Origin of the sequence: Thauera sp. (assembly GCF_034003485.1) — a bacterium.
In the GTDB taxonomy this organism is placed as follows: Bacteria; Pseudomonadota; Gammaproteobacteria; order Burkholderiales; family Rhodocyclaceae; genus Thauera.
In genome coordinates this window covers 1-18,591 of sequence record NZ_JAVEYL010000025.1, presented here as the reverse complement: position 1 = coordinate 18,591, position 18,591 = coordinate 1, and the positions used below count along the sequence as shown (strand labels likewise).

15 protein-coding genes are annotated in these 18,591 nt (G+C 66.1%); 6 read left to right on the top strand and 9 right to left on the bottom strand.

The window, feature by feature from the left end; genetic code table 11:
• Positions 1-11: 11 nt before the first annotated feature.
• From RBT54_RS13890 to RBT54_RS13875, 4 genes are all read right to left on the bottom strand, one after another.
• Positions 12-1,889: a thiamine pyrophosphate-dependent enzyme gene (locus RBT54_RS13890; RefSeq protein ID WP_320367666.1), complete on the bottom strand. Its 1,878-nt coding sequence runs from the start codon at positions 1,887-1,889 to the stop codon at positions 12-14.
• 202 nt (positions 1,890-2,091) lie between these two features.
• A complete protein-coding gene (pbpG, locus tag RBT54_RS13885) occupies positions 2,092-3,222 on the bottom strand; it encodes a D-alanyl-D-alanine endopeptidase (RefSeq protein WP_320367665.1) in 1,131 nt (376 codons plus the stop codon).
• Positions 3,223-3,391: 169 nt separating this feature from the next.
• Entirely contained in the window at positions 3,392-4,531 is a 1,140-nt protein-coding gene (locus RBT54_RS13880) for a patatin-like phospholipase family protein (RefSeq protein WP_320367664.1), read from the bottom strand.
• Between the two features lie 82 nt (positions 4,532-4,613).
• Positions 4,614-6,887 carry an NADP-dependent malic enzyme gene (locus tag RBT54_RS13875; protein WP_320367663.1) on the bottom strand — a complete coding sequence of 758 codons (2,274 nt, stop codon included), beginning with the start codon at positions 6,885-6,887 and terminating at the stop codon, positions 4,614-4,616.
• 359 nt (positions 6,888-7,246) lie between these two features.
• Between RBT54_RS13875 and RBT54_RS13870 the strand changes: the two genes are divergently transcribed.
• Together RBT54_RS13870 and RBT54_RS13865 are read left to right on the top strand one after the other, a co-directional pair.
• Complete coding sequence (locus RBT54_RS13870) at positions 7,247-9,094, top strand: phosphoenolpyruvate carboxykinase (GTP) (protein WP_320367662.1); 1,848 nt, start codon at positions 7,247-7,249, stop codon at positions 9,092-9,094.
• Between the two features lie 173 nt (positions 9,095-9,267).
• Positions 9,268-10,443, top strand: a complete 1,176-nt coding sequence (locus tag RBT54_RS13865) for a pyridoxal phosphate-dependent aminotransferase (RefSeq protein WP_320367661.1) — start codon at positions 9,268-9,270, stop codon at positions 10,441-10,443.
• A 90-nt stretch (positions 10,444-10,533) separates the two neighbouring features.
• Here the strand turns inward: RBT54_RS13865 and RBT54_RS13860 are convergent, their stop codons facing one another.
• Positions 10,534-11,406 carry a transglycosylase SLT domain-containing protein gene (locus RBT54_RS13860; RefSeq protein ID WP_320367660.1) on the bottom strand — a complete coding sequence of 291 codons (873 nt, stop codon included), beginning with the start codon at positions 11,404-11,406 and terminating at the stop codon, positions 10,534-10,536.
• Positions 11,407-11,710: 304 nt separating this feature from the next.
• Complete coding sequence (gene ampD / locus RBT54_RS13855) at positions 11,711-12,265, bottom strand: 1,6-anhydro-N-acetylmuramyl-L-alanine amidase AmpD (RefSeq protein ID WP_320367659.1); 555 nt, start codon at positions 12,263-12,265, stop codon at positions 11,711-11,713.
• Between the two features lie 204 nt (positions 12,266-12,469).
• On the opposite strand from ampD, the gene RBT54_RS13850 reads away from it, so the two are divergent.
• On the top strand, positions 12,470-13,753 hold the full coding sequence (locus tag RBT54_RS13850; RefSeq protein ID WP_320367658.1) for an OprD family porin: 1,284 nt from the start codon (positions 12,470-12,472) through the stop codon (positions 13,751-13,753).
• Positions 13,754-14,390: 637 nt separating this feature from the next.
• A complete protein-coding gene (locus tag RBT54_RS13845; protein ID WP_320367657.1) occupies positions 14,391-14,774 on the top strand; it encodes a hypothetical protein in 384 nt (127 codons plus the stop codon).
• 14 nt (positions 14,775-14,788) lie between these two features.
• On the opposite strand, the gene RBT54_RS13840 is transcribed toward RBT54_RS13845, so the two are convergent.
• Positions 14,789-15,658: an REP-associated tyrosine transposase gene (locus RBT54_RS13840; RefSeq protein WP_320367656.1), complete on the bottom strand. Its 870-nt coding sequence runs from the start codon at positions 15,656-15,658 to the stop codon at positions 14,789-14,791.
• A gap of 182 nt (positions 15,659-15,840) precedes the next feature.
• On the opposite strand from RBT54_RS13840, the gene RBT54_RS13835 reads away from it, so the two are divergent.
• Both RBT54_RS13835 and RBT54_RS13830 read left to right on the top strand, forming a co-directional pair.
• The gene (locus RBT54_RS13835; protein WP_320367655.1) at positions 15,841-16,161 is read left to right on the top strand and encodes a type II toxin-antitoxin system PrlF family antitoxin; all 321 of its coding nucleotides are present in this window, start codon (positions 15,841-15,843) and stop codon (positions 16,159-16,161) included.
• The gene (locus tag RBT54_RS13830) at positions 16,161-16,613 is read left to right on the top strand and encodes a type II toxin-antitoxin system YhaV family toxin (protein WP_320367696.1); all 453 of its coding nucleotides are present in this window, start codon (positions 16,161-16,163) and stop codon (positions 16,611-16,613) included. Before RBT54_RS13835 ends, RBT54_RS13830 begins: the two co-directional genes overlap by 1 nt.
• A 75-nt stretch (positions 16,614-16,688) precedes the next feature.
• Here the strand turns inward: RBT54_RS13830 and RBT54_RS13825 are convergent, their stop codons facing one another.
• Positions 16,689-17,000 (bottom strand): hypothetical protein, encoded by a 312-nt coding sequence (locus tag RBT54_RS13825; protein ID WP_320367654.1) that lies wholly within the window; start codon positions 16,998-17,000, stop codon positions 16,689-16,691.
• Positions 17,001-17,330: 330 nt separating this feature from the next.
• Positions 17,331-18,443: a porin gene (locus RBT54_RS13820; RefSeq protein WP_320367653.1), complete on the bottom strand. Its 1,113-nt coding sequence runs from the start codon at positions 18,441-18,443 to the stop codon at positions 17,331-17,333.
• Between the last annotated feature and the right edge of the window lie 148 nt (positions 18,444-18,591).

Below are 18,591 nucleotides of genomic sequence, written 5' to 3'. Positions count from 1 at the left end.
TGCGGGCCTCCTCAGATCTTGGCGTGCAGGAACTTCACCGGATGCTCCGGCGGGGCATGGACGATGGCCTCGGGTGCGCACGGCTGCACGCACAGCCCGCAGCCGGTACAGGCCGAGGTCTCGATGCGCACGAAGGAGAGCTCGACCTCCTTGCCCGAGGGCTTGACCTCGGTGCCGCGCCGGGTGACGTGGATCGCCGGGCAGCCGACGTCGAGGCAGTTGGCGCAGCCGGTGCACTTGTCGTCGATGACCTTGTAGGGCTGGGTCGGCTTGTAGTCGCCGATCAGCACGCAGGGCCGGTCGGTGATGATCACCGAGGGCTCTGGGATCCTGGTCTCCTCGCGCAGCGCCTTGAACAGCACCGGAAGCTGGTAGGGGTCGAGGACGTGGATGCGCTCCTTCTTCACGCCGAGCGCCTCGCACAGCTTGGCGAAGTCGATGCGCGGCGCCTCTTCGCCATGGATATCGCGGCCGGTGCCGGGGTTGTCCTGGCCGCCGGTCATGCCCACCGCGCGGTTGTCCAGCAGCAGCACGGTGACGTTGCCGCGGTTCCAGGTGATGTCGAGCAGGCCCTGCATGCCCATGTGCAGGAAGGTCGAGTCGCCGATCACCGCCACCACGGACTTCTTCGCGTCGGCCTCGCCGCGGCCCTTGTCCATGCCGAGCGCCACGCCCATCGACGCACCCATCGAGATGCAGGTGTCGAGCGCGTTCCAGGGCTGGCCGGCGCCGAGCGTGTAGCAGCCGATGTCGCCCGAGATGGTGAGGTTGCGTAGCTGCGCCAGGGTGTAATAGATGCCCAGGTGCGGACAGGCCACGCACATCGTCGGCGGGCGCGGGAAGACCTGCTGCGGCACCAGGCGGGTGGCCTGGGCCTCGGCGGCCACGGTCTCGCCGCGCAGGCGGGCGACCGCCGGGCGCAGGCGGTCGGGCGAGAGTTCGCCGACGCGCGGCAGCACGTCCTTGCCGGCGCAGGCGATGCCGGCGGCGCGCAGCTCGTTCTCGACCAGGGGCTCGGTCTCCTCGACCACCAGCAGTTGATCGACGCTGGCGGCAAGCTCGCGCACGCGCTCGAGCGGCAGCGGCCAGGACTGGCCGAGCTTGAGCACCGGCGCGTCCGGGAAGGCCTCGCGCACGTGCATGAAGGCCGGGCCCGAGGTCACGAAGCCGACGCGGCGGTCAATGCCCGCGACCAGGGGGTTGAAGGCGCTCTCGGCGGCGGCGGCGCGCAGCGCGTCCTCGCGCTCGTACATCAGCGCCACGCGCGGCTTGGCGTTGCCGGGCACCATCACCCAGCGCTGCGGATCCTTGACGAAGCCGGCGGGCTCGTGCGCCTCGCGCCCGCCCGCGAGCACGCGCCCCTTGACGTGGCAGATGCGGGTGGTCAGGCGCAGCAGCACCGGACAGCGGAAGCGCTCGGAGAGCGCGAAGGCCGCGCGCGTCATGTCGTAGGACTCCTGCGCGTCGGCCGGCTCGAACATCGGCAGGTGCGCAAAGCGCGCCCAGAAGCGCGAGTCCTGCTCGTTCTGCGACGAGGACATGCCCACGTCGTCGGCGACTGCGATCACCAGGCCGCCTTCGGTGCCGGTCACGGTCATGGTCATCAGCGCGTCGGCGGCGACGTTGAGGCCGACGTGCTTCATCGCGCAGAAGGCGCGCGCGCCCACCATCGAGGCCCCGAGCGCGACCTCGAGCGAGACCTTTTCGTTCACCGACCACTCGGTGTACAGATCGGGAAAGCGCGACACCTCTTCCAGGATCTCGGTGGACGGCGTTCCGGGATAGGCGGCGGCGACACGGCAGCCGGCGTCGCGCACGGCCAGGGCGACGGCCTCGTTGCCGGACAGGAACAGGCGGTTCGGTGCGGTTTCAGGCAGGGCAGCACCCATGGGCGGATCCTCTCGTGGAGTCGGTTCGCGATCGAAGCTTTTGAGCTTAGTCAGCGTCCCGACACCCCCCATTGACAAAGGTCAACCGCAGGACAGTCGCCATGCAGGGGTGCTGCCCGCCACGGGCGTGGAGCCAGCGCGCGGATACGCGCTCTGAGAACACGGCACGGCGGCGAGCCGCCGCCAGCCGCGTCTGGAGAAATCAGCCGCCGATGCGCTGCGGCGCTGCCGCCATGCGCTGGGTGACGGTCTGCTCGAGCCACTTGCGCACGCGCTTGGCGTCGGCAGTGCGGGTGTAGCGGCCATACGAGTCCATCAGCACCATCACCACCGGCTGCTGGTGCAGCCAGGTCTGCATGACCAGGCAACGCCCCGCCTCGGAGATGTAGCCGGTTTTCGACACGCTGATCGCCCACTCCGGACTGCGCACCAGGCTGTTGGTATTGCCAAAGCGCAGCATGCGGCCGTTGATGTCCACATAGCGCTCATGCGCAGTCGAGAACTCGCGAATCAGCGGAAAGGACGCCGACGCCGCAACCAGCTTGGCCAGGTCGCGCGGGCTGGAAACGTTGCCGGGATTGAGGCCGGTGCTGTCGTGGAAGCGGGTGTTCCACAGCCCGAGCAGGCGGGCCTTGACGTTCATCGCCTCGACAAAGGCGGCCTCGCCACCCGGGTAGTTGCGCGCCAGCGCCGAGGCCGCGCGGTTCTCGGACGACATCAGCGCCAGATGCAGCATGTCCTCGCGCGTCAGCGTGGTGCCCAAGGACAGGCGTGAGCCCGTGCCCTTGAGGCGGTCGATGTCGCCCTCGGTGATCTCGATCGGTTCGGACAGGCGCTGCCCGGACTCGAGCACGACCATTGCGGTCATCAGCTTGGTGATCGAGGCAATCGGCAGCACGGCTGCGCCGTTGCGCTCGAGCAGCACCTCGCCGGTGTTCTGATTGATGACATAGAAAGCGCTCGAACCCAGCACCGGCATGCCGCTGGCGTCGAGCGCGAGCGCCTCGTCGGCCAGCAACGCCGCCGGCGCCACCGCAAGCGCAGGCGCCGCCGCCGCCTTGCGCAGCGTCACCCGCATGGGGGCCGCCTTCGCCCTGGCAACGGTCTTCCTGGTCGGCTTCGCCTTGCTCGCCACCTTGCTCTTGACTGCCGGCTTGGCAGCGGCCTTCTTTGTCGCCACCGTCTTTTTCGCCGACTTGGTCGCCACAGCCTTCGGCTTGGCCACCGACACCGTCTTGCCAGAGGTGCGGCTGGTGGTGGTGGCGGCAGCAGCCACACCGGATTGCAGCGCGAACAGCGCAGCGAGGGCAGCAATAAGGACTCTGAGCTTCATGGTGGTGGCAGGCAGGCAGAAAGGGGAAACGACGGGAGTGGCGCGGTCTTTTGTTTTAAAAATAAGCAGATACAAAACAGATTTCAAGTCGTTTCGAAGAAGAGCGTGAAATTTTCCCACATTCGCCACGAAAGCGGCCGAACGACGCCCAAGAATCGCGCCGCCCCACTCAGTCCAGGCGCAGGAAGCGTCTCAGTTCAGGCGCGCGCGCCATCGCGTCATGGTACCCAAGCTCGATCAGCGCACGCGTGTAACTTGGCTCGAAGAGCAGATAGGAAAGCAGGGTCGAGCCTTCACGGCGCAGTGTCCCGAGGCCGCGCAATACGGTTCTCAGCAGCGCAGGCAGGCTGGCGGCGTGACGGCCCGCTATTGTATCCAGTCGTTGCGAGGGTTGGATGACCAGGGTCTCGATGGGCCGGAAAGGAATACCTGCGGCCTTGCGCTGCGTGGAGTCGAGCCGGCCGACGGTATCGTTGATGCGCGCGAGGCTCTCGAGATCCACCTCGAGCGTGTCGAGGAAGATGCTCGACAGCGCGTGGCCGGCGATCTGCGCCGGCGACGGATAGCGTTCCACCCGCACCCGCCCCTCGTCCGCCGTGCGCCCGGCACCGATGACCAGGATGCGATCCGCCCCAAGGTGAATCGCCGGACTCACCGGCGCAAGTTGGCGCATCGAACCGTCACCGAAGAATTCGCGATGGATCCTGACCGCGGGAAAGACGAAGGGCAGCGCCGAGCTGGCCATGAGGTGCTCGATGCGCAGTTCGCTGCGCACGCCCAGGCGCTGCGCGCGCCGCCACGGCAGGATGTCGATCGCCCCCTGGAAGAAGGCGAGGCTCTCGCCGGTGCTGTAGCCGGATGCGGTGACGCTCACCGCGTGGAGGTCGCCGCGCTTGATCGCCGGCTCGATCGCGGCGAGGTCGAGCACGCGCCCGAGCAGATCCTGCAGCGGGGCGTTGTCGAGCAGCGCACGCGGCGTCTGCCGCACCATCCAGCCGGAGAACAGGGCCGATCCCCAGCGCACGCCACTGCCGAGCAGCGCCGCCGGGTCCACACGATAGACATCGTGGACGTGCAGGCCGCGCCAGATGCGATCGATGTGGCGCACGGCACGGCCGAAGTCGCCCGCGTGCACGGCGAGCGCGGCGGCGTTGATTGCCCCCGCCGAAGTGCCGCACAGGATAGGAAACGGATTGCCCGTGCGCTTGCCGCGCAGCTCGCGGATGGCATTGAGGACGCCGACCTGGTAGGCCGCACGCGCCCCGCCCCCGGTCAGCACCAGCGCCGCGTGCCCTTCATGCCCGTCCATCGCCCCGTCCCCGCTCACACCCGGCCGCCAGCATGGCGCAGGGCGTGACCGGGGGGCAAGGGCAAATGTCGCAACGCCCGGCTCAGCCGGCCTGGCCCGCCTCGACCACCGTAAGCGCGGTGATGTTGATGATGCGGCGCACGGTCGCCGACGGCGTGAGGATGTGCACCGGCTTGGCCGCGCCGAGCAGGATCGGCCCCACCGTCATGCCGCCACCGGCCGCATTCTTGAGCAGGTTGAAGGCGATGTTGGCCGCATCCAGGGTCGGGAAGATCAGCAGGTTGGCGTCCTCGCGCATCTTGGCGTTGGGGAAGATCTGCAGGCGGTGCTTGGCGTCGAGCGCCGAGTCGCCGTGCATCTCGCCCTCGACCTGCAGCTCGGGATGACGCTCGTGCAGCAGGCGCAGCGCGGTGCGCATCTTCTCGGCGGTGGGCGAATCGGCCGAACCGAAGGACGAATGCGACAGCAGCGCCACGCGCGGCTCGATGCCGAAGCGCTTCATCTCCTCGGCGGCGAGCCGAGTCATCTCGACCACCTGCTCCGGCGTCGGATCGTAATTGACGTAGGTGTCGGCGAGGAACAGCGTGCGGCCCGGCAGGCTCAGCAGGTTCACCGTGTACAGGTTATCGACCCCCTCGCGCCGGCCGAGCACGGTCTCGACGAATTCGCGATGCATGCGGTGCATGCCGTAGGTGCCGCAGATCAGTCCGTCGCCATAGCCGAACTTGAGCAGCAGCGTGCCAATCAGCGTGGTGCGGCGACGCACTTCCTTCTTCGCGTACTCCACCGACACGCCGCGGCGCTCCATCAGGCTGTGGTAGTGCTGCCAGAGCTCGTTGAAGCGCGGATCGGAGTCGGGGTTGACCAGTTCGTAGTCACGCTCGGCCGCCATGCGCAGACCGAAGCGCTCGATGTTGCCCATCACGATGTCGGGGCGGCCGATCAGGATCGGGCGCGCCAGGCCCTCGTCCACCACCTGCTGCACGGCGCGCAGCACCTTCTCGGATTCGCCCTCGGAGAAGATGATGCGCTTGGGCGCCATCTTCGCCGCCGCGAACACCGGCTTCATGATCAGGCCGGAATGCCACACGAAGTTGTTGAGCTGCGCGCGGTAGGCATCCCAGTCGGTGATCGGTCGCGTCGCGACCCCGGAGCTCATTCCCGCCTCGGCAACGGCGGGGGCGATCTTGACGATCAGGCGCGGGTCGAAGGGGCGCGGGATGATGTATTCGGGGCCGAAACCGGCGACCTTCTCGCCATAGGCAGCGGCGACGATGTCGCTCTGCTCGACGCGCGCGAGTTCGGCGATCGCCTTCACCGCGGCGAGCTGCATCTCGTCGGTGATGGTGGTCGCGCCGACATCGAGCGCGCCGCGGAAGATGAACGGGAAGCACAGCACGTTGTTGACCTGGTTCGGGTAGTCCGACCGGCCGGTGGCGATGATCGCATCGCTGCGCACCGCCTTGACCTCTTCCGGCAGGATCTCCGGCGTCGGGTTGGCGAGCGCGAGGATCAGCGGATTGGGCGCCATCTTCGCCACCATCTCGCCCTTGAGCACGCCGCCGGCCGACAGCCCCAGGAACACGTCGGCGCCCTCGATGATCTCGGTGAGCTTGCGCGCCTCGGTCTTCTTCGCGTAGCGCGCCTTGATCGGGTCCATCAGCGTGGTGCGGCCCTCATAGACCACGCCCTCGATGTCGGTGACCCAGATGTTCTCGACCGGCACGCCGAGCTTGACCAGCAGGCCGAGGCAGGCGAGCGCCGCGGCGCCGGCGCCGGAGGTGACCAGCTTGACCTTCTTCAGATCCTTGCCCTGCAGGTGCAGGCCGTTGAGCACCGCCGCGCCGACCACGATGGCGGTGCCGTGCTGGTCGTCGTGGAAGACCGGGATCTTCATGCGCTCGCGCAGCTTCTGCTCGATGTAGAAGCACTCGGGCGCCTTGATGTCCTCGAGGTTGATGCCGCCAAACGTGGGCTCGAGCGCGGCGATCATGTCGATCAGCTTGTCGGCGTCGGGCTCGTCGATCTCGAGGTCGAACACGTCGATCCCGGAAAACTTCTTGAACAGCACGGCCTTGCCTTCCATCACCGGCTTGGCGGCGAGCGGGCCGATGTTGCCCAGGCCAAGCACCGCGGTGCCGTTGGTGACCACGCCGATCAGGTTGGAGCGCGCGGTGAGCTCGGCCGCCTGCGCAGGGTCCTCGACGATCGCGTCGCAGGCCGCGGCCACACCGGGGGAATAAGCCAGCGACAGATCGCGCTGGTTGGACAGCACCTTGGTGGGCGTCACCGAGATCTTTCCGGGACGCGGATAGCGGTGGTAGTCGAGCGCAGCCGCGCGGATCAGTTCGTCCATGTTTATCTTCCCCTCTCGTCTCGTGTGTTGTTGGCCTTGCGCGCCGACGCGGGCGCATCAGGCCCAAAAGGATACCGCGGAACAGCTAATTACCGCATTACGAAAAGTAAATCTGCGATGTGAAAAATACGCATATAGCCCGCATTGATCTTTCTGATAGTCAGATCGGCCCTGATCGAAAGCGCCCGACCATGGCATAATTATGGGCTATTGCGGTGCACGCTTCGCCCCTGTGCCGCACCAGTCGCAAGATCAGGCGCCACGCGCCTTTCGCAGCCCGCCGGCCAGGCAGCACCCTGCTTCAGCGATGGCCGACCGACGGGGATGGTTTCGCATCACAGCACGGGAGAGCTGTACACATGTCTCAGAACCACGCCCAGGCGGCCATTGCCGCTGCCCCCGATTACGTCCGCCACGAAGGCCTCAAGCAGTGGGTCGGCGAAATTGCCGCCCTCACCGAGCCCGACCGTGTCGTCTGGTGCGACGGCTCGCAGGAAGAATACGACCGCCTGTGCGCCGAGATGGTCGAATCCGGCATGCTGATCAAGCTCAACCCGGAAAAGCGCAAGAACTCCTTCCTCGCCTGGTCCGACCCCTCGGACGTCGCCCGCGTCGAAGACCGCACCTTCATCTGCTCCGCGCACAAGGACGACGCCGGCCCGACCAACAACTGGGAAGAGCCGGCAGTGATGCGCGAGACCTTGAACAAGTTGTTCAAGGGCGCGATGCACGGCCGCACCATGTACGTGATCCCGTTCTCGATGGGCCCGCTCGGCAGCCCGATCGCCCACATCGGCGTCGAGATCTCCGACAGCCCCTACGTGGTCACCAACATGCGCATCATGACCCGCATGGGCCGGGGCGCCATCGACGTGCTCGGCACCGATGGCGAGTTCGTGCCCTGCGTGCACAGCGTCGGCGCCCCGCTCGCCCACGGCGAAAAGGACAGCCGCTGGCCGTGCAACCCGACCACCAAGTACATCGTGCACTACCCCGAAACGCGCGAGATCTGGTCCTACGGCTCGGGTTACGGCGGCAACGCCCTGCTCGGCAAGAAGTGCTTCGCGCTGCGCATCGCCTCCAACATGGCGCGTGAAGAGGGCTGGCTGGCCGAACACATGCTGATCCTCGGCGTCGAATCGCCCGCGGGCGAAAAGACCTACGTCGCGGCGGCCTTCCCCTCGGCCTGCGGCAAGACCAACTTCGCCATGCTGATCCCGCCCAAGTCCTTCGGCGGCTGGAAGATCACCACCGTCGGCGACGACATCGCCTGGATCAAGCCCGGCCCGGACGGCAAGTTCCGCGCCATCAACCCCGAATACGGCTACTTCGGCGTCGCCCCCGGCACGTCCGAAAAAACCAACTTCAACGCCATGGCGACGCTGAAGGAAAACATCATCTTCACCAACGTCGCGCTCACCGACGACGGCGACGTGTGGTGGGAAGGCATGAGCAAGGAAGCACCCGCCCACCTCGTGGACTGGCAGGGCAAGGACTGGACGCCCGAGATCGCACAGGAAACCGGCCGCAAGGCGGCGCACCCCAACGCGCGCTTCACCGCCCCCGCCAGCCAGTGCCCGTCGATCGACCCGGCCTGGGAAGACCCCGCCGGCGTGCCGATCTCGGCCTTCATCTTCGGCGGCCGGCGCGCCACCACCGTGCCGCTGGTGTACCAGGCCTTCAACTGGAACTTCGGCGTGTACATGGCCTCGACCCTGGGCTCGGAGACCACCGCCGCCGCGTTCGGCGCGCAGGGCGTGGTGCGCCGCGACCCGTTCGCGATGCTGCCCTTCTGCGGCTACCACATGGGAGACTACTTCAACCACTGGCTGCGCATGGGCCACGTCGTTGAAGACACCCCGAAGATCTTCTGCGTGAACTGGTTCCGCATGAACGAGAAGGGCGAGTTCATGTGGCCCGGCTTCGGCGAGAACATGCGCGTGCTGAAGTGGATCGTCGAACGCTGCCAGGGCAAGGTCCAGGCCAAGGAAACCGCGCTCGGCTGGATGCCGCGCTTCGAGGACCTCGACTGGACCGACGCCGAGATCACCCGTGCAGACTTCGACGCCCTCACCGAGGTCGACGCCGACGCCTGGCGCACCGAGCTCAATTCGCACAAGGAATGGTTCGACAAGCTGCAGGACCGCCTGCCGCGCGAGCTGGTGTTGAAGCGCGAGCTGTTCGAACTGGCGCTCAACACCGACTGAACCCGGGCCGCGAGCGCGGGCTGGCCTCGTTCGCGGGCAAGCCCGCTCCCGCCCCGGATCTCTTCACCACCTCGTCTGCTACGCAGCACCCGTGGGAGCGGACTTGCCCGCGAATGCTTTCCCGAAAAGCGCCCCTCCGGCGCTTTTCTGCTTTTGAACGCCGGAGTTCCGCCATGTACCGCTCACGCCGCCTTGGCGACATCCAGCCCTTCCACGTCATGGAGCTGCTGCGCCGTGCGCGTGAGCTTGAGGCGCAGGGCCGCGACATCATCCACATGGAGGTCGGCGAGCCCGACTTCCCCACCCCGCAGCCGGTGATCGACGCCGCCACGCGCTTCCTCGCCGGCGGCGACGTGCATTACACGCCCGCGCTCGGCCTGCCGAAGTTGCGCGAGGCGATCGCGCGCTTCTACGAGGACCGTTTCCGCGCCGACGTGGCGCCCGAGCGCATCATCGTCACCGCCGGCGCCTCGGGCGCGCTGATGCTGGCGCTGGCCGCCACCACCGACCCGGGCGACGCCTGGCTGCTGCCCGACCCCGGCTACCCCTCCAACCGCCACCTGGTGCGCGCCTTCGAAGGCGTCGCCCAGGCGCTGCCGGTGGATGCGGCGTCGCGCTACCAACCCACCGCGGCACAGGTCGACGCCGCGTGGATGCCCGACACCTGCGGCCTGATGGTGGCGACACCCTCCAACCCGACCGGCACCCTGCTCGACATCGACGAGACCGCCGCGCTGCACCAGGTCACGCGCCGCCGCGGTGGCGTGCTGCTGGTCGACGAGATCTACCAGGGCCTGAGCTACGGCGTCGAGGCCGAAACCGCGCTCGCACATCCGGCGCTCAACGCCGCCGACGACCTGTTCGTGGTCAACAGCTTCTCGAAATACTTCGGGATGACCGGCTGGCGCCTGGGCTGGCTGGTGGTGCCGTCCGGCTTTGCGCGCGAGATCGAGAAGCTCGCCCAGCACTTCTTCATCTCGCCGTCGACGCCCGCCCAGCACGCCGCACTCGCCGCCTTCGCACCGGAAACGATCGACATCCTCGAGGCGCGCCGCCACGAATTCGGCGAGCGCCGCAACGTGCTGCTGCCCGCGCTGCGCGAACTCGGCTTCACCATCGCCACCGAGCCACAGGGCGCGTTCTACGTCTATGCCGACATCTCGCGCCTGGCCGAGGACTCGGAGGCCCTGGCCCGACGCATGATCGAGGAGGCCGGCGTGGCCGCCACCCCCGGGCTGGACTTTGGCTACCACCTGCCGCGCAAGCATCTGCGCATCGCCTACACCACGCGCAGCGCGCGCCTGCTCGAGGCCGCCGAACGCATCCACGCCCTCGGGCTCGGCGGCTGAAACGTAAACGGCGATGGGCGGCGTGGATCTGCATCCACCCGCCCATCGCCAATCTTCACGTCGCCGCCTGCCGCAGCAGGCGCGCGCGCGTCAGCCTGCCAGCTCGATGCTCGTGCGCGTGTCGGTACGCCCGGCGATCGTCATCAGCCGCTTCTTGAGCGCCATCACCTTGCGCGTGTAACGCGCCTTCGGGTCCTTGAGCGCGCCGTTGTAGTACTGCAGCGCGCGCTGCATGGTGCCGTAGCGCTGCAGGCCTTCGTGCAGAACCAGCGCGCCGACGCGCACATTCACTTCGGGATCGAACAGGGCATTACGGCCACGATTGGCGCCGATCTTGTCCTTGTGGTAGCGCGGGATCACCTGCATCAGGCCCTGTGCGCCCATGTTGCTGACCGCGCGCGTGTTGAAGCTCGACTCCACCGCCATGATCGCCACGATCAACAGGGGATCGAAACCGAGTTCCTCGGCATGGGCTTCTGCAGCAGCGAGCGCAGGCTCGATGGCGTTTTCCGAAACGCGATAGGTGTCGGTGATCCAGTCACGGACGCGCACCATCTCGGTCGAGAGTTCGCCGTCGTCCTGCGCGAAGGGATCCGCACCCAGAGCTTCCACGCCCTTCACCACCGCCTTGGCCAGCTTCAGGGCCGGCGCGGGCGCAGGCTGGGAGACCGGCGCCAACGTGACCGGCGGCGTATAAAGCTGCTCGGCTTCCACCAGCGGCAGGCTCATCGGCGGTGTGACCCGCAGGCCCAGACCGGATGCCATCGCCAGTTCGGACACCGTCGGTTCGACGGCAGTCTCGACGAAGGTGTCGCTGAACTGGACCCGAGTCGGCCCGTCACCCGCGTTTGCCACATACGCCATGCCCATGAGGCCGGCCGACATTGCCACGCCGTGCGCGAGACTGAGCGCAATACCGCCCAGCTGACGCGCAAGCGCGTTGAATCGAGTTGCTTGCTTCATGGTGTCCTCCATGCTGTGGCCTGAGTCGCTGCCATGCCCTGCCCCGGATGTGGGGCTCGGCTCGCACCGCCGTTTCGGGCAGTGCTCGCATCGCGCGGCCGGTGGGCCACGACGATGGGCTAACGAACTCGGTCGCCAGTAGGTGTTAAGGCCCGCCGTCGCAACATGACGACAGACCCCGCGGTGCGAGCGTCCATGAAACTGCGTCCACCCCAGGATGGGGAGGCGCCGCACCGAATTCAAAGTAAAATTAAAATGTTGCGTTGCAACACGAGACGAATTCTATTCGCAGCCAAGCATTTTGTCAAAACTTGACATGCGGGTGAGCGTCGGCCCGGATGTCATTGCGCCGCGCAAGCAGCACATTCAGGCGGTTCCAGTCGAAAAACGGCCCCGGATCGGTCTTGCGGCCGGGCGCAATATCCGAGTGCCCCACCACGGCCTCGATCGGGTAGCGCCGCTGCAATTCGGCGACCAGCGCCGCCAGACGCTCGTACTGCACCGGCTCGAACGGCCGCGTGTCACTGCCCTCCAGCTCGATGCCGATCGAGAAGTCGTTGCAGCGTTCGCGCCCGTTCCAGCACGACGCCCCGGCGTGCCAGGCGCGCCGATCCGGATCGACGAAGCAGATCGTCTCGCCGTCGCGGCGGATGAAGTAGTGCGCCGACACGCGCAGGTGATGAATGGTCGCGTAATAGGGATGCGCCTCGGGATCGAGGGCGTTGGTGAACAGTTGCTCCACGCCCGGGCCGCCGAAGTCGTCGGGCGGCAGGCTGATGGCGTGGATGACGATGAGGCGCACGGACTCGCCCGGGGGGCGGTCGTCGTGGTTGCAGCAGTGCGGGGTCAGGTCTTTCATCTGCTCATTCTTGCACGGCGGCGGCTCACCCGCAGGCAACGCCCCCTGTGTTGCAGCCAGGCCGCAATGTACTGCCGGCAGGGGCGGGAAATTTCGATCTACGCGCAGCCCGGGCCGATGAGGAGTGAGAGAATCGCGCGCCCGGGCGCAGCGGTGTCGTGCGTCCTGTCTTGTTCAAACAACAATCAGCTTCGAGGAAAGAGCATGCAGTCAAAGCAGTGGGTCGGTTTGATGGTGCTGGGCCTGGCAACCGCCACGCCCGCAGTTGCGGCCGGGCAGGCCGACGCCAAGGGTTTCGTGGAAGACAGCTCGCTGAACGTGCTGCTGCGTAACGCGTACATCAATCGTGATTACAGCGACGGTCGCCAGGACAGCTCCGAATGGGGCCAGGGCGTCATCGCCAATTTCGAGTCGGGCTTCACCCAGGGCACGGTCGGCTTCGGCGTCGACGCGTTCGCGGCTTACGGCCTGCGCCTGGACAGCACCCGCCGTCGCAGCGGCAACGGTGGCATCGACTTCTTCATCAAGGACAGCAACGGCAATCCGGAACACGATGTCGCCAAGGGCGGCGCCTCGCTCAAGGCCCGTCTGTCCAACACCGTGCTCGCCTACGGCGACCTGCGCCCGTCGCTGCCGGTGCTCAACCATGACGACTCGCGTCTGCTGCCGGAAAGCTTCACCGGCACGATGCTGACCTCGAACGAGATCGACGGCCTCGAGTTCGTCGCCGGCACCTTCCACGCCCAGTCGCGCAAGAGTGACGAGGGCCGTGACAGCGGTGGCCTCAAAGGCATCGACGTCATCGGCGCGAGCTATGTTTTCAGCGATGCACTGCGCGGTGCGCTGTACGCGTCGGACGTCGACAATGTCGTGCGCGAGAACTCCTTCAAGCGCCAGTACCTCAACCTGAACTACGTGATGCCGATCGCCAGCAATTCGCTGGCCTTCGACTTCAACGGCTACAACACGAAGTACGACGTCACCGACAACAAGAACCGCATCTGGAGCCTGGCCGGCACCTACACGACCGGCCCGCACGCCTTCACGCTGGCGTACCAGCGCAGCAGCGGCGACGTCGGCTACGACTACGGCTGGTACCAGAACGCGGGCGGCACCGGCAACGGCGGAAGTTCGATCTGGCTGGCCAACTCCTACTGGTCGGACTTCAACGCCAAGGACGAGAAGTCGTGGCAGCTCGCCTACACGATCGACTTCGCGCAGTACGGCCTGCCCGGCCTGACCTACCGCGTCGCCTACGTCCGCGGCAGCGACATCGACGCCGTTGCTGACGGCGGCCCGAGCACCACCGACGGCAAGGAGCACGAGTTCTTCAACCTGCTCTCGTACACGGTGCAGAGCGGTGCGGCCAAGGATCTGAACGTCCGCCTGCGCGCCTCGTCGCTGCGTGTGTCGAGCGACGCCATCGGCTACAACAACAGTGGCAAGGAAGTCCGCGTCTTCATCGACTACCCGTTCAGCGTGTTCTGATCGGCAGCACGCGGAGCCCGGCTGTTTCGGGCTCCGCGGCTTTCACTTGACCTGCATCGTCGATCACGCGGCAGACCGGCGCCGACCCGGAAATCGCCTGATCGACCGCGCGACAGGCCGAGGGCTCAGCACGTCACTTGACGTGTACACACCGTTCACTTGCCGCATGCCGCGCGCGAGATTCGCTTCGGCGGTCGCTACGACGACAGCGCAGTGGTTGCCCATCTGGCACCGCGCGTGACAGCGCCAGTTGAAGCGCTCGCAGACCTCTCCGAAGAGATCGACCCACGCCCGCCGGTCGCCCGAATCAAGGTCGAAACACACCCTCCCCGCGATCCGCCGCCGCGAGGACCTCTGCCGTGTGCAAGCGTAAATCTCTGATCGTCGCCTCCATGTCTTACGCTCCTTGTTTCACAAACAGGAGAACACTGGAGCAGGAAGCGCAGTCGCACAAGGAATGGGCAATGGAAGACCTGAAGCCGGTGCTTGGGCGCGGCTGTCCGGAGCAGGCGGGCGGAGTTGGTTCGCCGTCGGCGTTGACATGCGCGCTGATCGGCCGCAACTATCCCAGCCTGCGGATCTGAAAGAATCTTACGACCGCCGTCTGACCGAAGCCCACCGCAACGGAGGAACCCCCATGCCAATCAAGAAACTCCCCGGTCTCGGCCGCCTTCTCGGCACCCTGCTCACCGCCATGTTCTGCGCCTCCGCCGTGGCCGCCCAGCCGCCTCTCGACGAAGCGGAAAAGGCCAAGGCGGCAGAGACAGCGGCGCGGAACGCCTGGGCTGCACGGGTGGACGCGTATCAGCTATGCAAGTCGCAGGACGCCGTGGCTGCCAGATATTTCGCCGAGATGGCGCAGGCGGGCAAGCAGGTTCCCCCGCCAGTCGCGACCGGCGAATGCCCCGACCCCGGCCCTTACGCCGGGCCGACACCGCCGCTCGAAGCCGCAGGCGCGCACTCGCCGCCCAAAGACGCAGCGCAACCGCCCAGCAGCGAGGTTCCGCAAGCCGAGCAGTAGTGGGGTCAGGTCTTTCATTTGCTCACAGTCCGTTGAGGCCGGCGTGCCGCGCGGCCCTTGGCGACGATGCGGCTGATCGAACTGTAATGCAGGCCAAAGAAAGCGGCGAGTTGGGCGTAGGTAAACTCGCCGGAATCAGCCGCCTCGAGGATGGCGTGGTCTCGTGAGGGGCAACGCTCGACGTAGGCGCCGAGGGCCACACCCTTCGGGCGACGCTGCATTTTGGGCACCTCGCTCAAGCCTTCATCGTCGGCGAACCTGCTCGCCATACGCCCCGCAAAGTCTTCGCTGCCCAGGTAGATCTGCGCATTCAGGCCCTCCCAGATCGGTGGCAGGCCAACCCCGGCGCGCACGAAGTCTTCGTAACGGCCGATGGCGCGGGCGCGCAGCTCACCGAACTGGCCCAGGACCCAGTCCGTCGCCAACCAGGAGGGCGCCTCGACGCGACCGAGAAGCGCGCGATGACTGCTCCACGACCAGTCCGCCGCATCGTTGCACAGCCCGGCGCGTACCGGATTGAGCACGACATAGCGGGCGAGCTCCACAAGGTAGGCCTCCGCCTCCACGAGGATGGCCTTGTAGCGCCCTTGAAACACGTGCCCGACACGGCCATAGCGGCGATTGACTGCCTGCGTGTAAACCCCGTTCATCTGCCGCATGCCACGCGAAAGGTTTGCTTCGGCGGTCTCCACGACCACATGGTAGTGGTTGCCCATCTGGCACCACGCATGACAGCGCCAGTTGAAGCGCTCGCAGACCTCTCCGAAGAGATCGACCCACGCCCGCCGGTCGGCATCATCACCATAGATCATCTCGCGCCGATCGCCGCGCGATGTCACGTGATACACACCTCCCGCAAGCTCGATTCTCAACGGCCGCGCCATGATGCCCCTCCAATGGAAGAAGAGCGCCAATTATGCCTTTGACATTTTCAGCCTGCAAACCACCCCAGGCCCTCTCGACACGGGATGAGCAAATGAAAGACCTGACCCCGACCCCCCGCCCTTGACAAAGAAAGGAATATTCCTTACTTTACGCTTCAATGCTGATTCCCCAGAGGCTCACCATGCCGGCAATTCGCGAAGTCGCAACCATCACATCCAAAGGTCAGATCACGCTACCCAAGCCCATTCGTCAGGCCTTGGGGGTGGATGTAGGAGGCAAGGTCGCCTTCGACCTCACCGGCGACCGAGTGATCGTGACGCGCGCAACCGAAATCGCGCACGAGGATCCCGCAATCGGCAGCTTCCTCGCAATCCTCGAAGAAGATATCCGATCCGGCCGGCACATCACGACGCTACCGGACGATCTGACGCGCTCGATGCTCGCTGCGCTCGGTAAACGCGTGGATCTGCGCGAAGACATCGAAGGCGACGTCGCGCTGTGATCCAGCGTCACGGATGGAATCTGCTCTTCCACGATTGCCTGATAGCGCAGCTCCAGAAACTGGATGCCGCTGCCGCGCGCGTGCGGGCGCAGGATCCAGCGCGCTACGAATCCAACGCAAACACCAAGCTGTTTGCCGCGCTGGCGAATTTGATTTTCGAGACCGTTCCAGGCGATCCGAACAGGGAAGAATACCGACAAGGCAATACCATGGGGCCGGCGTTCAGGCACTGGCGCCGCGCCAAGATCGGCCGGCGCTTTCGGTTGTTCTTTCGCTTCGACTCCAAGACCAGAATCATCATCTTTGCCTGGGTGAACGACGAGAACACCTTGCGCTCGGCAGGCGCCAAAACCGACCCTTATGCGGTCTTTCAGACGATGCTCAAGTCGGGCCACCCACCTGATGACTGGGACGCGTTGCTGAGGGCCAGCAAGTCTGACTGGAAGGCGTGAGGCCGCGCGCCCCACGGCGTCGCGACAGGGCTGCAGCGACACCTCCCGCGGGCAGCCAAGTGGTGAAAGCGCCCCCTACTTCACCGTATCCACAAAACCGATGCTGGCCTGGGGCGCGCTGTTGATCACATCCCAGCTCACCGTCGCCGCACCGTTCTCGAACGTGCGTCCAACGCCGACATCGAGCCCGACACGGTTCATCATGGGGTAATAGCTCGCCCCGACCGAGGCCACGGTACGGTCCTCACGATCGCTCGACAGCACCTTGACCGACAGACCCGGCCCGCCGCCGCCAAAATTGTAGTTGATGCCGAACATCACGGCGGGATCGGCCTGCGCCGTCGTGGCGGCAAGCGCAAGGATCGAGGCGGTGAGCAGTTTCTGCATGAGTTTCATCTCCTGATCGGTTCTCGGCAAAGCTGCGCAGGATGCGCACCCACTGGAGTGACCACGGAGACAAAGAAAAGTTGGCCACGACGCCGCACCCGATACCCAGGCGGCCGCCCCGCTCCACCACCATAACCGGGGATGTGCGGCGCATTCCTGCCGCAGGCGATGACTGTCCTAGCGAAGCGAGTTCCGCCGCCTGCATAGGGGATGCCCAAGCATCCCCGGCGGATTACGAACGTAGCGGAAAAAGCACACGCATCCGGGGACCACGCGTGAGCAAATGAAAGACCTGACCCCAGAGCTCTCACAGAGCTCTCACCAGAGCTCTCAGAAACTGTGCCGCACCCCGAGGTTGACGGCCCGCTGGTAGCCATCTCCCCCCGCAACGCCACCGGCCATCGCGTCGCCGATCGAGGCGTACAGCCCGCTATCCTTCGCGGCGTCGTCATTGTCGATGTCCGCATACACCGCGTAGAGGGCCGTGCGCTTCGACAACGCATGCTCGTAGCCGAGCGCCCACTGGCTGACTTTTGCATCGCCCCCGCCGGAAACGACCTCGGTCTCGCGCTCCACGTAGGAAGCGCGTACGGTGCCGGCCGCGCTGACCGGCACGGTCACGCCGACGAACCACTGCCTGGAGTGCTTTCCGTTCACCGCCGCGGAATCGGGGCTGAAGTCGGCAACACTGGCGCGACGCAGGCCGTAGGAGCCGGCGAGCTTGGCGACACCGAAGTCGTAGGTGGCGGCGACGTCGTACACACGAACGGTCTCGCCGTCGTACAGACCGGTGGACTTGGCCCGCATCTCCTGGAGGTGGATGCCCGCGAAGAGCGGACCGTTCACGTACTGCGGCACGATCGACCAGGCTCGGACATCCCCGACGTCACCTTGCCCACGGTTGTCAGGCGACTCGTCGCCATTGACGTTCTGCGTGAATGCCGCGGAGACCGAGAAGCCGCCCCACGTCGGGGAGACATAGGTCACTGCGTTGTCCCAGCGGTATTCAGTCAGATAGACGCTGTTGTACTGCCCCGCGGTACCGCTGCCGAAGGGATCGACCGTCGCCGTCAGCAGGTAGCCCGCCGGATACTGGCGTCCCAGCGCGACGGTGCCGAAGCCGCCGCTGAGGCTGACGAAGGACTGCCGACCGAAGACCCGGCCGCCCTGGCCCAGTGTCCCGGTGTCGAGATTGAAGCCCTGCTCGAGCACGAAGCCGACTTTCATGCCGTTACCCAGATCCTCGGTGCCCTTGAAGCCGAGGCGGCTTCCGGCGCTCATGCCCGAGTCGAGCGCCGAACGGCTGGATACGCGATGGTCGATATTGTCGTCAGACCATTTGTAGCCCATATCGACTAGGCCATAAATCGTCACATTGGTCTGCGCAAAGGCCGGCATGGCGACGAGGCCTGCAACGGCAAGGGCGATCAAGTTCTTCTGCATCTGCTTCTCCTACGATCGAAAGTAAGCGCTCCACGAACCCCATCCTTCCGGGGCTCGCTACGCTGTGATCAACTGCTCAGCCTTGAGACTCCAGGGCAGGAGGGCCTCGAAGTGTTCGACGGTGGTCGCGGTAGGCAAGGCGCGCAGT

Bases quoted from the DNA above. Each gene is read 5' to 3' on its own strand.
- RBT54_RS13890 (WP_320367666.1), bottom strand. From the start codon at position 1,889: ATGGGTGCTGCCCTGCCTGAAACCGCACCGAACCGCCTGTTCCTGTCC.
- pbpG (WP_320367665.1), bottom strand. From the start codon at position 3,222: ATGAAGCTCAGAGTCCTTATTGCTGCCCTCGCTGCGCTGTTCGCGCTG.
- RBT54_RS13880 (WP_320367664.1), bottom strand. From the start codon at position 4,531: ATGGACGGGCATGAAGGGCACGCGGCGCTGGTGCTGACCGGGGGCGGG.
- RBT54_RS13875 (WP_320367663.1), bottom strand. From the start codon at position 6,887: ATGGACGAACTGATCCGCGCGGCTGCGCTCGACTACCACCGCTATCCG.
- RBT54_RS13870 (WP_320367662.1), top strand. From the start codon at position 7,247: ATGTCTCAGAACCACGCCCAGGCGGCCATTGCCGCTGCCCCCGATTAC.
- RBT54_RS13865 (WP_320367661.1), top strand. From the start codon at position 9,268: ATGTACCGCTCACGCCGCCTTGGCGACATCCAGCCCTTCCACGTCATG.
- RBT54_RS13860 (WP_320367660.1), bottom strand. From the start codon at position 11,406: ATGAAGCAAGCAACTCGATTCAACGCGCTTGCGCGTCAGCTGGGCGGT.
- ampD (WP_320367659.1), bottom strand. From the start codon at position 12,265: ATGAAAGACCTGACCCCGCACTGCTGCAACCACGACGACCGCCCCCCG.
- RBT54_RS13850 (WP_320367658.1), top strand. From the start codon at position 12,470: ATGCAGTCAAAGCAGTGGGTCGGTTTGATGGTGCTGGGCCTGGCAACC.
- RBT54_RS13845 (WP_320367657.1), top strand. From the start codon at position 14,391: ATGCCAATCAAGAAACTCCCCGGTCTCGGCCGCCTTCTCGGCACCCTG.
- RBT54_RS13840 (WP_320367656.1), bottom strand. From the start codon at position 15,658: ATGGCGCGGCCGTTGAGAATCGAGCTTGCGGGAGGTGTGTATCACGTG.
- RBT54_RS13835 (WP_320367655.1), top strand. From the start codon at position 15,841: ATGCCGGCAATTCGCGAAGTCGCAACCATCACATCCAAAGGTCAGATC.
- RBT54_RS13825 (WP_320367654.1), bottom strand. From the start codon at position 17,000: ATGCAGAAACTGCTCACCGCCTCGATCCTTGCGCTTGCCGCCACGACG.
- RBT54_RS13820 (WP_320367653.1), bottom strand. From the start codon at position 18,443: ATGCAGAAGAACTTGATCGCCCTTGCCGTTGCAGGCCTCGTCGCCATG.